Source organism: Pseudomonas sp. RA_5y_Pfl1_P24, from assembly GCF_963970945.1.
Lineage (GTDB): Bacteria > Pseudomonadota > Gammaproteobacteria > Pseudomonadales > Pseudomonadaceae > Aquipseudomonas > Aquipseudomonas tritici.
Genome location: NZ_CAXAOJ010000007.1, coordinates 243,729 through 256,825 on the forward strand (window position 1 = coordinate 243,729; position 13,097 = coordinate 256,825).

The 13,097-nt window shown below is 59.9% G+C and carries 14 protein-coding genes; 6 read left to right on the forward strand and 8 right to left on the reverse strand.

Annotated features, from left to right (window positions below):
* Positions 1–2 precede the first annotated feature (2 nt).
* The 4 genes from livM (at position 3) to AACY30_RS14080 (ending at position 4,360) form a co-directional block, all read left to right on the forward strand.
* Positions 3–1,280 (forward strand): high-affinity branched-chain amino acid ABC transporter permease LivM, encoded by a 1,278-nt coding sequence (livM, locus tag AACY30_RS14065; protein ID WP_339471494.1) that lies wholly within the window; start codon positions 3–5, stop codon positions 1,278–1,280.
* A complete protein-coding gene (locus AACY30_RS14070; protein WP_339415684.1) occupies positions 1,277–2,152 on the forward strand; it encodes an ABC transporter ATP-binding protein in 876 nt (291 codons plus the stop codon). The genes livM and AACY30_RS14070 overlap by 4 nt, the downstream gene beginning before the upstream one ends.
* On the forward strand, positions 2,149–2,865 hold the full coding sequence (locus AACY30_RS14075) for an ABC transporter ATP-binding protein (protein ID WP_339415685.1): 717 nt from the start codon (positions 2,149–2,151) through the stop codon (positions 2,863–2,865). The genes AACY30_RS14070 and AACY30_RS14075 overlap by 4 nt, the downstream gene beginning before the upstream one ends.
* 730 nt (positions 2,866–3,595) lie before the next feature.
* Positions 3,596–4,360, forward strand: coding sequence for an SDR family oxidoreductase (locus AACY30_RS14080; protein ID WP_339415687.1), 765 nt, complete (start codon positions 3,596–3,598; stop codon positions 4,358–4,360).
* A 117-nt stretch (positions 4,361–4,477) separates the two neighbouring features.
* On the opposite strand, the gene AACY30_RS14085 is transcribed toward AACY30_RS14080, so the two are convergent.
* The 5 genes from AACY30_RS14085 to ureE form a co-directional block, all read right to left on the reverse strand.
* Positions 4,478–5,587 carry an AGE family epimerase/isomerase gene (locus tag AACY30_RS14085; protein ID WP_339415689.1) on the reverse strand — a complete coding sequence of 370 codons (1,110 nt, stop codon included), beginning with the start codon at positions 5,585–5,587 and terminating at the stop codon, positions 4,478–4,480.
* 126 nt (positions 5,588–5,713) lie between these two features.
* A complete protein-coding gene (locus AACY30_RS14090; protein ID WP_339540505.1) occupies positions 5,714–6,286 on the reverse strand; it encodes a HupE/UreJ family protein in 573 nt (190 codons plus the stop codon).
* Positions 6,287–6,308: 22 nt separating this feature from the next.
* Positions 6,309–6,923 (reverse strand): urease accessory protein UreG, encoded by a 615-nt coding sequence (gene ureG / locus AACY30_RS14095; RefSeq protein WP_065874333.1) that lies wholly within the window; start codon positions 6,921–6,923, stop codon positions 6,309–6,311.
* Between the two features lie 12 nt (positions 6,924–6,935).
* Positions 6,936–7,610 carry an urease accessory protein UreF gene (locus AACY30_RS14100; RefSeq protein ID WP_339415692.1) on the reverse strand — a complete coding sequence of 225 codons (675 nt, stop codon included), beginning with the start codon at positions 7,608–7,610 and terminating at the stop codon, positions 6,936–6,938.
* Positions 7,607–8,107, reverse strand: a complete 501-nt coding sequence (gene ureE, locus AACY30_RS14105) for an urease accessory protein UreE (protein WP_049710268.1) — start codon at positions 8,105–8,107, stop codon at positions 7,607–7,609. The genes AACY30_RS14100 and ureE overlap by 4 nt, the downstream gene beginning before the upstream one ends.
* Before the next feature lie 277 nt (positions 8,108–8,384).
* On the opposite strand from ureE, the gene AACY30_RS14110 reads away from it, so the two are divergent.
* Positions 8,385–8,882 (forward strand): C40 family peptidase, encoded by a 498-nt coding sequence (locus AACY30_RS14110; protein WP_339415693.1) that lies wholly within the window; start codon positions 8,385–8,387, stop codon positions 8,880–8,882.
* Positions 8,883–8,887: 5 nt separating this feature from the next.
* Here the strand turns inward: AACY30_RS14110 and AACY30_RS14115 are convergent, their stop codons facing one another.
* Positions 8,888–9,520, reverse strand: coding sequence for a TetR family transcriptional regulator (locus AACY30_RS14115; protein WP_339471501.1), 633 nt, complete (start codon positions 9,518–9,520; stop codon positions 8,888–8,890).
* Positions 9,521–9,671: 151 nt separating this feature from the next.
* The gene (locus tag AACY30_RS14120) at positions 9,672–10,073 is read right to left on the reverse strand and encodes a hypothetical protein (protein ID WP_339471502.1); all 402 of its coding nucleotides are present in this window, start codon (positions 10,071–10,073) and stop codon (positions 9,672–9,674) included.
* A 359-nt stretch (positions 10,074–10,432) separates the two neighbouring features.
* On the opposite strand from AACY30_RS14120, the gene AACY30_RS14125 reads away from it, so the two are divergent.
* Positions 10,433–12,502: an AsmA family protein gene (locus tag AACY30_RS14125; RefSeq protein WP_339471503.1), complete on the forward strand. Its 2,070-nt coding sequence runs from the start codon at positions 10,433–10,435 to the stop codon at positions 12,500–12,502.
* An 86-nt stretch (positions 12,503–12,588) separates the two neighbouring features.
* On the opposite strand, the gene AACY30_RS27475 is transcribed toward AACY30_RS14125, so the two are convergent.
* Positions 12,589–13,026 carry a methyl-accepting chemotaxis protein gene (locus AACY30_RS27475; protein WP_370467830.1) on the reverse strand — a complete coding sequence of 146 codons (438 nt, stop codon included), beginning with the start codon at positions 13,024–13,026 and terminating at the stop codon, positions 12,589–12,591.
* Between the last annotated feature and the right edge of the window lie 71 nt (positions 13,027–13,097).

Genomic DNA, 13,097 nt, shown 5'->3' on the forward strand with positions numbered 1-13,097 from the left:
ACATGTCTGCTGCCAAACCAATCGATATCAAGAAAAGTGTGGTCGATGCAGTCCTTGCCGGGCTGATTTCGCTGATCATCTTCGGGCCCATCGTCGGTGTTGTCCTCGATGGCTACAGCTTCAACCTGGAACCGGCCCGCGTCGGCGTGATGGTCGCGATTGTAATGCTCGGCCGGTTCGCCATGAGCCTGTTCCTGCAAACGCCCAAGGGTATAAGAATCCTGCAGGGATTAGAGAGCAGCGGCTCCGGCGTGCACGTGCAGAAACCGGACTATAAATCGCGGCTGCGCTGGATCATTCCGGCACTGATCGTGATCGCTATCGTGTTCCCGATCTTCGCCAACAAGTACCTGCTGACCGTGGTGATCCTCGGGCTGATCTACGTGTTGCTCGGGTTGGGCTTGAACATCGTGGTAGGCCTGGCTGGCTTGCTCGACTTGGGCTACGTGGCGTTCTACGCCATCGGTGCCTACGGCCTGGCGCTGGGTTATCAATACCTGGGCCTGGGTTTCTGGACGGTGCTGCCACTGGCGGCCATCGCGGCGGCGCTGGCGGGGTGCATCCTCGGGTTTCCGGTATTACGAATGCACGGTGACTACCTGGCTATCGTGACCCTGGGCTTCGGTGAGATCATCCGCTTGGTGCTTAACAACTGGCTGTCGTTTACCGGCGGTCCGAATGGCATGCCCGTGCCGTCACCGACCTTCATGGGGTTGGAGTTCGTGCGCAAGGCCAAGGATGGCGGGGTGCCCTTTCATGAGTTTTTCGGCATCGATTACAGCCCTAATTTCAAGTTCATTTTTATCTACATCGTGTTGTTCCTCGTGGTGATGCTGGTGCTGTACATCAAGCATCGTCTGACCCGCATGCCGGTCGGCCGTGCCTGGGAAGCGCTGCGCGAAGATGAAATCGCCTGCCGTTCCATGGGCCTGAACCACGTACTGGTCAAGCTCTCGGCGTTCACCATCGGCGCGTCTACCGCGGGCCTGGCCGGGGTGTTCTTTGCCAGCTACCAGGGCTTCGTCAACCCGTCGTCATTTACCTTCTTTGAGTCGGCGCTGATTTTGGCCATCGTGGTCTTGGGTGGCATGGGTTCGACGGTCGGCGTGGTGATTGCGGCCTTCGTATTGACCGTCGCGCCTGAACTGCTGCGCAGCTTCTCCGAATACCGCGTGCTGCTGTTTGGCGTGTTGATGGTGGTGATGATGATCTGGCGACCACGCGGCCTGATGCGGATCAGCCGTTCCGGTGTGACGCCACGTAAGGGGGTAGCGCCATGAGCAAGGAAGTCGTCCTCCAGGTGGAGCACCTGATGATGCACTTCGGTGGCATCAAGGCTTTGAGCGATGTGAGCCTCAAGGTCGAACGCAACTCGATCTTCGCCCTGATCGGCCCCAACGGCGCAGGCAAGACCACGGTGTTCAACTGCCTCACCGGCTTCTACAAAGCCAGCGGCGGCAAGATTGAACTCAATGTGCGTGGCAAGCAGACAAACGTGATCCAACTGCTCGGCGAGCGCTTCAAAGCCGTCGACTTTGTCTCGCCGAAGAGCTTCCTCAGTCGGGTCTACTACAAGATGTTCGGCGGCACCCACCTGGTGAACCGTGCTGGCCTGGCGCGAACCTTCCAGAACATTCGCCTTTTCAAGGAAATGTCGGTGGTGGAAAATCTGCTGGTCGCCCAGCACATGTGGGTCAACCGCAGCATGCTCGCCGGCATTCTCAACACCAAGGGCTACCGCAAAGCCGAAAGCGATGCCCTTGACCACGCCTTCTACTGGCTGGAGGTGGTGGACCTGGTGGACTGTGCCAATCGCCTGGCCGGCGAACTCTCCTACGGCCAGCAGCGCCGCCTGGAGATCGCACGTGCCATGTGCACGCGGCCGCAGATCATCTGCCTCGACGAACCGGCAGCTGGCCTCAACCCCCAGGAAACCGAAGCCCTCAGTGCGATGATTCGCCTGCTGCGCGACGAACACGACCTCACGGTAGTGCTGATCGAACACGACATGGGCATGGTGATGAGTATTTCCGACCACATCGTGGTGCTGGACCACGGCAACGTGATCGCCGAAGGCGGGCCGGAAGCGATCCGAAACGACCCGAAAGTGATTGCCGCCTACCTGGGCGCCGACGAAGAGGAGCTGGTATGAGCGGACCTATCCTCGAAATGAAGGACCTGGACGTGTACTACGGTCCGATCCAGGCCCTCAAAAAAGTCTCGCTGCATATCAACGAAGGCGAAACCGTCAGCCTGATCGGCTCCAACGGCGCGGGCAAGTCCACGCTGCTGATGTCGATCTTTGGCCAGCCACGGGCCGAGTCGGGGCAGATCCTCTACAACGGCGTCGACATTACCCACAAGTCATCGCACTACATCGCCTCCAACGGCATTGCGCAGTCGCCGGAAGGGCGGCGGGTGTTCCCCGACATGACCGTCGAGGAAAACCTGCTGATGGGCACCATCCCGATTGGCGACAAGTTCGCTCAGGAAGACATGCAGCGCATGTTCGAGCTGTTCCCACGTCTCAAGGAGCGGCGCAACCAGCGGGCTATGACCATGTCGGGTGGCGAACAGCAAATGCTCGCCATCGCCCGCGCGTTGATGAGCCGCCCAAAGTTGTTGCTGCTGGACGAGCCCAGCCTGGGGCTGGCGCCGATTGTGGTGAAGCAGATCTTCTCGACCCTGCGCGAGTTGGCGGCGACCGGGATGACTATTTTCCTGGTGGAGCAGAACGCCAACCATGCGCTGCGTCTGTCGGATCGGGCGTATGTGATGGTTAACGGTGAGATTCGCCTGACGGGTACTGGTAAGGAATTGTTGGAAAACGAGGAAGTGCGCAACGCCTACCTCGGCGGGCACTAATCTAAATAACGACGCAGCACCCACTGTGGGAGCCCACATAAAAGCGGCTCCCGCAGTCTTTTTAGTGCTATCCACAGACCGTTCTGGAAATTGTGGAAAACAAATCCAGCCGCCCTCTAAAGCGCGACATATAGCCGCCACAAATCCCTGTTTTGTCACACTTTTGACTTGTCCCCATCCACTGTGGAACCGGCTGTGGGTAACGTGGTAGTAGCTGGCTGAAAGCCTTTAAAACCGTGACTTGCAGCGAGTCGCTTGTTTTTTGATCAGCGGCTTTTTCGCAACCGCCCGAGGGCTTTGTCAACCTGTTTATAGACACAGGTATATGACCGAAATATGTCCCGCCAGCCTGTGGATAAGTCTGTGACTAAACTCTGGAAAGACGGCCGCAGAGGCCGGAATGACTGGCCTGGAGCCATCGTTCTACTTTCCGGCCTGTCGGTGGGTCTACATACGCCCCGTCTAAGGTCAAGCAAAAAACTTTCTAAACACCCTTGTAACCCTTGTGTATAGAGGCCTGGGGCTTTTTGCACTTGCCCCCAAAGACTGTGGGCCCAGTTGTGGATAACCTGCGCGTATATGGCTGCAAGCCACGGTTCATGAGGCTTTGCGCGCGATGGTTAAAAAATGATCAGTCGCGCATGAAGTTATGCGCTTAGCGGTTGCCGCCACTGCGGCGTCAGGGCATTCTGCTGGCTGATTTTTTCCCGATGCCCGCAAGGAGAACACCATGTCCGACACGCTGTTTATTACTGGCGCAACCTCAGGTTTCGGCGAAGCCTGTGCTCGTCGTTTTGCTGACGCCGGCTGGAAACTGGTGCTGACTGGCCGGCGTGCCGACCGCCTGAATGCGCTGGTCGAAGAGCTTTCAAAGCAGACCGAAGTGCATGGCCTGGTTGTGGACGTGCGTGATCGCAAGGGCATGGAAGACGCCATCGCCAACCTGCCGCCGTCGTTCGCCAAGCTGCGCGGGCTGATCAACAACGCCGGCCTGGCCGTGGGCACTGACCCGGCGCCCAAGTGCAGCCTCGACGATTGGGAAACCATGGTCGACACCAACATCAAGGGCTTATTGACCACCACCAGCCTGCTGCTGCCGCGCCTGATCGCGCATGGCCGTGGCGCCGGGATCATCAACCTGGGCTCCATCGCCGGCAGCTACCCGTACCCAGGCAGCCATGTGTATGGCGGCTCCAAGGCGTTTGTTAAGCAGTTCTCGTTGAACCTGCGTTGCGACCTGCAAGGTACCGGCGTGCGCGTGACCAACATCGAGCCCGGCCTGTGCGAGAGCGAGTTTTCGTTGGTGCGCTTTGGTGGTGACCAGGCGCGGTATGACGCGACTTATGCCGGTGCCGAGCCGATTCAGCCGCAGGATATTGCTGACACGATTTTTTGGGTCATGAATACGCCGGCGCATGTGAATATCAACCGGTTGGAGTTGATGCCGGTGAGCCAGACTTGGGCTGGGTTTGCGATTGAGCGCGGGGCCAAGTAAAGCTCTAGACCGCGCCGCCTGCTTCGCGAGCAAGCCCGCTCTCACATTCGCCTGCATTCCAAAGGTAGGACGCGGTCAAATGTCGGAGCGGGCTTGCTCGCGAAGAGGCCCTGAAAGTCAGGCCAGATACCGGGTCAGACCCTGATAGCACGTTGCCAAATGATAAGGCGTAGTCGACGGCATATCCCGTCGACTCACGACGCCCTCGGCATCCAGGCATTCATTCCAACCCTTCTCATGCAGAAAATGCTGTTGCAGCGCCAGCAATTGGCGCTGTAGCACCGCTTCGCTGTCCGGCCGCAAGGTCAGTGCCCGCAGGTATTCGGCCTGGGCCCAGATACGTTGGGTGCCGTCACGCATCGTGCCGTCCAGCGCCAGCATGCCGCTGACTGCGCCGCTGACGTTATCCACACCCTGTTGCTCGGCGTAGGCAAAAGCCCGGGTCAGCGACGCATGCAGCGGCGTACCGCGCAGTACATCTGAAGATTCCAGCAAGAAAAACCACTCGAACTGGTGTCCCGGTTCGAACCAGTTATCCACAGCGCCCAGCGGTTTTTCCATCATCACGCCGTGCTGGCGGTCGATGAAACGCTGTTGCATGGCTGTCGCCAGTGCCAGCAGGGCTGCCTGCACGTGGGCATCTTCACGCACCGCGAGGGTGGCGAGGAAACCTTCGGCCAAGTGCATCAACGGGTTTTGCAGCGGGCCGGATTTAAGCGATGACCAGTTGCGCTCCAGCACGGCTTCATACAGGCCGTCGCCTGTGGAAAACCGCTCGGCGACCACTTCCAGTGCCGCATTGAGCACCGATTCCACCAGCGGCGCACGCACCTTGGCCCAGTAATGGGCGCAGGCGAAGATGATGAAGGCGTGGGTGTACAGGTCTTTGCGCTTGTCGAGCGGCTGGCCGGTGGGATCGATGCTGTAGAACCAGCCACCGTGCTCGGCGTCGTGGAAGTGCTGTTGCAGCGAACGGAACAGAACAGCTGCGCGCTCCTCGGCGAAGGCTGCGCCAGGCTCGTCGATCAGGCTGGCAAACAGGTACAGCTGCCGCGCGCAGGCCATGGCGCGGTAGCGTTGTGGGGGCAGCGGCCGGTGATCGGCATCCAGCGCCTCATAGGGCAGCGCCAGCTCGGCGTTCCAGCCCGGGCCTTGCCAGAGCGGCACGATCAGGCTGTGGAAGTGCGTGAGCACGGTGTTCAAGGAGGGTTGGGAAGCGCTGGGCATTGGCGGGCGTCGTCACGGCAGGGGTGTAGGCGCGCATGGTAGCAGAGGGGCAGTTGTAAGTTGTGAGCTACAAGCTGCAAGTTGGCGCAAATCGGCGTCTACTTGCAGGCTTGTAGCTTGCGGCTTTTAACTGGCAAGCAACCAAACCCCAGTCGCCGCCGATGCCGCCCCCGCAACCCGTACCAACGGCGCCGCAGCCGCCGGCAGGAAACGCACTACTGCATAACCCGTCGCGTGCAACACTGCCGTTGCGCCCACAAACCCAGCCGCATACGCCCAAGGGTTGGACATGTCCGGCAGCTCCAATCCGTGCGCTACGCCGTGGAACAGCGCGAACAATGCTGTCGCCCCCACCGCCACAGACAACGGCAGCCGCACCGCCAGCGCCACCGCCAGGCCCAGGGCCAGCACCGATGCAGCAATCCCGCTTTCCAGCGCTGGCAGTGCCAAGCCTTCAAAACCCAGCACGCCGCCAATCAGCATGGTGCCCACGAAGGTGCACGGCAATGCCCAGCGGGCGGCGCCTTTTTGTTGGGCGGCCCACAAACCGACGGCCACCATGGCCAACAAGTGGTCAATGCCACCCAAGGGATGGCTGATGCCGGCCACCAGGCCGTTGTCGCCGTGGCCCGGGTGAGCGAAGGCGAGGGCAGGGGCCAGCAGCAGGGCGGCGGCGGTGAAGAGTTTCTTGAGGCTCATAAACAGGCTCCTTGAGGGTTGGTCAGGCGGCGGTCAGCAGGCCTTGGCGTTCGATAAAGGCGACGATGTCATCCAGGCCGACACCGGTTTTCTGGTTGCTGAACACAAAGGGTTTACCGTTGCGCATGCGCTGGGTGTCGCTGTTCATCAGCTCCAGCGAGGCGCCCACCAGCGGTGCCAGGTCGATCTTGTTGATCACCAGCAGGTCGGATTTGCAAATACCAGGCCCGCCCTTGCGTGGCAGCTTGTCGCCGGCAGACACATCGATCACATAGATGGTCAGGTCCGACAGCTCCGGGCTGAAGGTGGCCGAAAGGTTGTCGCCGCCGGACTCCACCAGGATCAGGTCCAGGCCGGGGAAACGGCGGTTGAGCTGATCCACGGCTTCGAGGTTGATCGAGGCGTCTTCACGGATCGCCGTGTGCGGGCAGCCGCCGGTTTCCACGCCGATGATGCGCTCCGGCGCCAGGGCTTGGTTACGCACCAGGAAATCGGCGTCTTCGCGGGTATAGATGTCGTTGGTGACCACTGCCAGGTTGTAGCGATCACGCAGCGCAAGGCACAGCGCCAGGGTCAGGGCCGTCTTGCCGGAGCCCACCGGGCCGCCGATGCCAACACGCAAAGGTTGTGAGTTCATGTCTGTGTTCTCCTAGGAACGGAACAGGCGGCTGTACTGGCGCTCGTGGGCCATGCACGCCAGGGACAGACCGAAAGCGGCGCTGCCGAAATGGGTAGGGTCGATGCGGCTGGCGTCCTGCTGGGCTTGTTGCAGCAGCGGCAGCAGTTCGCTGGTCAGGCGCTGGGCGGCTTGCTGGCCGAGGGGCAGGGTTTTCATCAGCACGGCCAATTGGTTTTCCAGCCAGCTCCACAACCACGCCGCCAGGGCATCAGCGGGGCTGATGCTCCAGGCGCGAGCGGCGAGGGCCCAGCCCAGGGCCAGATGCGGCTCGGCGCACCGCTCAAGAAATGCGCGGGCGGCGTCGTCCAGTTCCGGCAAGCCGCTGAGTAATTGCTGCAGCGAGTAGCCCATCTGCCGGCTCTCCTGATACAGCTCGCGGGTCTCGCGGCTGGCGCGATGCTCATCACACCATTGCGCCAGGCGCGGCCAATCCTCATCAAAGGCCGCTTGGCAATGTGCGAGCAGCAACGGTGCTTCGAAACGCGCAAGGTTGAGCAGCAACTGATCGCTGATCCAGCGTCGTGCAGTGGCCGCATCATTGACACGACCGTTCTCCACCGCCATTTCCAGGCCCTGGGAATAGCTGTAGCCGCCAATCGGCAATTGCGGACTGGCCAGACGCAACAGCGCCCAGGCTGGGTTCATAGACGCACGCCGAACTGATGCAGCTTGGGTGGGTAGTTGAAATCTTCATCGCCATGGCGCGAGTGATGGTGGCCGCCGCCGTAAGCGCCGTGCTCCGGCTGAAAGGGCGCTTCAATGGTTTCGGTCTGCGCACCCAGCTGTTCGAGCATGGCCTTGAGCACGTAGTCGTCTAGCAGGCGCAACCAGCCGTCCCCTACCTGCAGCGCCACATGGCGGTTACCCAGGTGATACGCCGCGCGAGTCAGTTCAAATGCGCTGCTGCAGGTGACGTGCAGCAGATGTTCAGGTCGGGCGCATACGCGTACGACGCGTCCGTCCTCAGCCTGTAGGAATTCGCCATCGTGCAGCGGCGGCTGGCCGCGCTCCAGGAAAAGGCCGACGTCTTCACCGTCGGCACTGAAACAGCGCAGGCGACTTTTGCTGCGTGCTTCGAAATTCAGCAGCAACTCGGCGGCCCAGAGGGCTTGAGGGGCGATTCGGCGGTGGATCACCAGCATCAGGAAGCTTCCAGCTATGAGCGATAGCACAGCTAGAGCAAGGGCCTTGCCAATGTCGATAGAGAGTAGGAATTGCCTGTAGGCAAGGGCGGTAGCGCCACTAAATGGAGCGAGGAAGGATTCTCTGCGTGCGCCAAAGTGGTGCGCGATTTTACTGATTGCACGCGCGATGGGCGTTTTCAGATTTTCCCTACAGGGCATGAGGATTCGGCATTCATCCGGTTACCTGCGAGATCATTAGTCTGTGCGCCGTGTTTACTCCACTGCGACGTTCATCATGTTCAAGTCATTTTGTTGCCTGGTTATTGTCAGTCTGTCTTTCGCCCTTTCATCGGCTTCGGCCAATCTGAAAGGCCATCCCCCTTTCAGCGCTTCACACAAAAAAGCGACTATCGACGATGTGGTCGACCGCGCCCACGAACTGCTGGGTACGCCTTACAAATGGGGTGGCACCTCGGCAGAGCAGGGCTTCGATTGCAGCAGCCTGCTGGTGTATCTGTTCAAGACTCAAGCCAACATCCGAATACCGCGCACCACGACGGCAATGCAACGTTCGACGGCTGCGACGGTCAAGCGCAACGCGCTCCAGCCCGGCGACGCGGTGTTTTTCAGAGGAAACGGAAGCGGCCAGGTCAGCCATGTGGGCCTTTATATAGGCGAGGGTAAATTTATCCATTCACCGCGCAGCGGCAAAAACATCCGTATCGATTCACTGAGCAACCGCTATTGGAACAAGCACTACACCATGGCCAAGCGTTTCCATTCGGCAGGCTGATTGCGTTATTCGGTGCTGCCCAGGCCTTGCCAGTGCTTCAAGCCGATAAAGATAAAGCGCAATTGTTGTGTGATTTTTGCCTGCGGCGTGAGGTGGGCGGGCAGGGCTTGGGCTGGCGGGTCGATGATGTCGGGAAGGGTGGCGAACACACTTTTGACGATCAGGTCGGCCATCACGTGCAAGCCATCGGCGTCCAGATGCTGCAGTTTGGGCATGAAGGTGAGGTCAGCCGCCAGGTCGCGAGTGATGTCTTCGCGCAACGCCGCGATGGCTTGGCGCACGGCCAGGCAGCCGCCGTATTGCTCGCGGGCCAGGAACAGGAATTGCGAACGGTTGGCCGAAACCACATCGAGAAAGATCCGCACGGAGGCATCGATAATGCCGCCCATCACGAATTCGTTGTGGCGCACCAGGCGGATCGTAGCGCGAAAGGTCTGGCCGACTTCACTCACCAATACAAGCCCAAGCTGGTCCATATCGGCAAAGTGGCGATAAAAACCGGTAGGCACGATGCCAGCTGTCTTCGCCACTTCGCGCAGGCTCAGGCTGCCAAACCCACGGCCACATTCCATCAGATGGCGGGCTGCGTCCATCAAGGCGAGGCGGGTCTGTTGCTTCTGTTCGGCGCGGGGCAGCATGGGCGGGCAGACTTTGTTGGCAAGTACAGCGACGCACTCTAGCAAAACAGCTTTGTCGGCGTCGAACTTGGCGCGGGAAGTTCGTGACGCGATCTACAGGAAAGCAAAAGCCCGATCGACAGATCGGGCTTTTTTCTGGGCCACCACGGGGTTAGCTCTGTGCTTGATGCAGTTCTTGCAAACGGTCAGCACCGCCTTCAACCAGGCCTTTCTGTTCCAGGCGATCACGGCCACCTTCGGCGACAGCGTTACGTTCCAGCAGGCGATCAGCACCACCTTCAACCAGGCCTTTCTCTTCCAGGCGGTCGCGGCCGTTTTCGGTCAGGCCTTCGGTGTAAGCGCGTTTGTTGGCTTGCTCCGAACCATTTTCAGCAACAGCGCCTTTGGCGTAGTCACGGTTCTCTTCTTCTTGCGAGCCGCTGCGAGCGACGGTCTGGCTGAAATGAACGGCATCGGCTTTGACTTGTGGGGTGGCCTGTTCAGCGGCTGGCAAGGCAAAGGCGCTGGAAGCCAGGATGGATAACAGGACGGTAGCGAGTACTTGGCGTTTCATGATGGGTTGCTCCTTGGGAGGGCGATAAAGTGGGTACAGGGCTAATGCTACTCTCGATAAGTCGATATAAAAGTTCATAAACGCAATGGTAATAATCAACAGAATTGATTGTTCTGAGCGGAGGCTCTAGGCCGGGCCTCTCAAGCCCGCGGTTTTGCACCGGTGTGGGTATTTTCGACACGCCCGTGGGTAACAATGGTGCGCTGTCGTAGGTGGATTCTGTCGAAGTGGTCAGAAATTGATGTTTTTCCCGGCAAGTGACCGATTGGGTTAAACCCCCAGACGGTTTGCCAGTCGTAGTCGTATAAGCTGTCCATAAAGGCTGTGACCCAGCCAGTCGTATTCAGGAGTCCCGTGCAATGACGCGCACTCGTAAAATCGTCGCTTGGAGCTGCGCCAGCGTCGTTCTGTTAATTGCCGGGGTGGTATTGGTTCTGGTGTTCTTTGACTGGAACCGCATCAAGCCGCCCCTCAATGCCAAGGTTTCCGAAGAGCTGCATCGACCGTTTGCCATCAACGGCAACCTCTCGGTGGTGTGGGCACGTGAGCCCGATGAAGGCGGTTGGCGCGCCTGGGTGCCGTGGCCCCATGTGATTGCCGAAGACCTGACCCTGGGCAACCCCGACTGGTCGAAAACCCCGCAGATGGTCACGCTTAAAAAGGTCGAACTGCGCATTTCGCCGCTGGCGTTGCTGGTGCAGCGCGTGGTGATCCCGCGCATTGACCTCACTGAGCCGAGTGCGCAATTGCAGCGCCTGGCCGACGGCCGCGCCAACTGGACCTTCAAGTTCGACCCTAAGGACCCGAACGCCGAACCCTCCAACTGGGTGGTGGACATTGGCGCCATCGGCTTCGACAAGGGCCACGTGACCCTCGACGACCAGACCCTCAAGACCCAGCTTGATGTCATCATCGACCCGCTGGGCAAACCCGTGCCCTTTGGTGAAATCGTCGGCGACGCCGATGCCAAGAAGGCTTTGGAAAAAGGCTCGGCGCCGCAGGACTATGCGTTCGGCCTCAAGGTCAAAGGCCAGTACCACGGCCAGAAACTCGACGGCACCGGAAAGATCGGCGGCCTGCTGGCGTTGCAAGACGCGGCCAAGCCGTTTCCTTTGCAGGCTCAAGTCAAGATTGCCGACACCAGCATCGCCCTGGCCGGCACCCTCACGGATCCGCTGAATCTGGGGGCCCTGGACCTGCGCCTGAAACTCGCAGGTTCCAGCCTGGGCAACCTCTACCCACTGACCGGCGTGACCTTGCCGGATTCGCCGGCCTATTCCACCGATGGCCATCTGATCGCCAAGCTGCACGAAGCCAACGGCGCGTCGTTCCGCTACGAAAACTTCAACGGCAAGATCGGTAACAGCGATATTCACGGCAGCCTTGGCTACGTTGCCAGCCAGCCGCGCCCCAAACTCAGCGGCGCGTTGGTGTCCAACCAACTGCTGATGACCGACCTCGCCCCCCTGATCGGCGCCGACTCGAATGCCAAGCAAAAAGCCCGTGGCGGCGGCAGCAAACAACCCGCGACCAAAGTGCTGCCGGTGGAAGAGTTCCGCACGGAGCGCTGGCGTGTCATGGATGCCGATGTGGCGTTCACCGGCAAGCGCATCGTGCACAGTGCCGATCTACCCTTCACCGACCTCTACACCCATTTGGTGCTCAATGACGGCGAACTGAGCCTGGAGCCCCTGCGTTTCGGCGTGGCCGGCGGCAAGCTGGATGCACAGATTCGCCTGAACGGGCGCACCGCACCGATGGAAGGTCGTGCCAAACTGACTGCGCGTAACTTCAAGCTCAAGCAGCTGTTCCCGACATTCGAACCGATGAAAACCAGCTTTGGTGAACTCAACGGCGACGCCGACATTTCCGGTCGCGGTAACTCCGTGGCGGCATTGCTGGGCACCTCCAACGGTGACCTGAAGATGCTGATCAACGACGGCGCCATCAGCCGTGGCCTGATGGAAATCGCCGGGCTCAACGTGGGCAACTACGTGGTGGGCCGATTGTTTGGCGACAAGGAAGTGAAGATCAATTGCGCCGCGGCGGACTTCGGCATCAAGACTGGCCTGGCGACGACGCGGTTGTTTGTGTTTGATACCGAGAACGCCATTATCTATATCGATGGCACGGCGAACATGGCCACGGAGCAACTGGACTTGACCATCAACCCCGAATCGAAAGGTTTTCGACTGTTCTCGCTGCGTTCACCGCTGTACGTCAACGGGCCGTTTATCAAGCCGAATGCCGGTGTGAAAGCCATTCCTCTGGCGCTGCGTGGCGCGGGCATGGTGGCGCTGGGTGTGATCGCGGGGCCTGCGGCCGGTTTGCTGGCACTGATCGCACCCAGCGCCGACGCGCCTAACCAGTGCGCACCTTTGCTGCAACAGATGCGCGAAGGCAAAGCACCGAAAACAGTCAAAGGGTGATTGCTGAAAATCACCCGCTTGCCCATTAATCAAACGATGTGTCGCAACAGCGCTAGCGAACATTCTGCGCCAGCGGTGTTGCGACCCTAGGCAACCTGGGTCGCAAACCTGCCCACCGCATCGACCACTCGTTTGGCGCCATCCTGAATCTCAACAATGACGTGGCCCGCCTGGGTGGCGAGTTCAAGGCCTTGCTCTGCCTGGGATTTGCTGTTTGCCATCTCGGCGACGGTTTCATCCACCAGCTTCTGGTTCTGCAAGACAACCGATGCAATTTCTTCGGTAGCCGTGCTGGTGCGCCCAGCCAATTGCCGAACTTCATCCGCCACGACCGCAAAACCGCGCCCCTGCTCACCTGCGCGCGCAGCTTCAATCGCAGCGTTCAATGCCAGCAAGTTGGTTTGCTGGGCAATACTACTGATCGTCTGAATGATCGAGCTGATCAACAATGACTGCTTGCCGAGCGCTTCAACGCCGCCAGAGGCCGCCTGCATATCAACAGCGACTTTGCGCATGGTGTGCATCGTGTCGTTCACCACGACGGCGCCGCGCTGAGCCGTCACGTCAGTCTGCTGGGAGATTTCAAATGCAGTTT

Coding starts and splice junctions, on each gene's coding strand:
- AACY30_RS14120 (WP_339471502.1), bottom strand. CDS start 10,073: ATGAAACGCCAAGTACTCGCTACCGTCCTGTTATCCATCCTGGCTTCC.
- ureE (WP_049710268.1), bottom strand. CDS start 8,107: ATGCTGGTGATCCACCGCCGAATCGCCCCTCAAGCCCTCTGGGCCGCC.
- AACY30_RS14090 (WP_339540505.1), bottom strand. CDS start 6,286: ATGAGCCTCAAGAAACTCTTCACCGCCGCCGCCCTGCTGCTGGCCCCT.
- AACY30_RS14125 (WP_339471503.1), top strand. CDS start 10,433: ATGACGCGCACTCGTAAAATCGTCGCTTGGAGCTGCGCCAGCGTCGTT.
- AACY30_RS14115 (WP_339471501.1), bottom strand. CDS start 9,520: ATGCTGCCCCGCGCCGAACAGAAGCAACAGACCCGCCTCGCCTTGATG.
- AACY30_RS14075 (WP_339415685.1), top strand. CDS start 2,149: ATGAGCGGACCTATCCTCGAAATGAAGGACCTGGACGTGTACTACGGT.
- ureG (WP_065874333.1), bottom strand. CDS start 6,923: ATGAACTCACAACCTTTGCGTGTTGGCATCGGCGGCCCGGTGGGCTCC.
- AACY30_RS14080 (WP_339415687.1), top strand. CDS start 3,596: ATGTCCGACACGCTGTTTATTACTGGCGCAACCTCAGGTTTCGGCGAA.
- AACY30_RS14085 (WP_339415689.1), bottom strand. CDS start 5,587: ATGCCCAGCGCTTCCCAACCCTCCTTGAACACCGTGCTCACGCACTTC.
- AACY30_RS14100 (WP_339415692.1), bottom strand. CDS start 7,610: ATGAACCCAGCCTGGGCGCTGTTGCGTCTGGCCAGTCCGCAATTGCCG.
- AACY30_RS14070 (WP_339415684.1), top strand. CDS start 1,277: ATGAGCAAGGAAGTCGTCCTCCAGGTGGAGCACCTGATGATGCACTTC.
- livM (WP_339471494.1), top strand. CDS start 3: ATGTCTGCTGCCAAACCAATCGATATCAAGAAAAGTGTGGTCGATGCA.
- AACY30_RS14110 (WP_339415693.1), top strand. CDS start 8,385: ATGTTCAAGTCATTTTGTTGCCTGGTTATTGTCAGTCTGTCTTTCGCC.
- AACY30_RS27475 (WP_370467830.1), bottom strand. CDS start 13,026: ATGCACACCATGCGCAAAGTCGCTGTTGATATGCAGGCGGCCTCTGGC.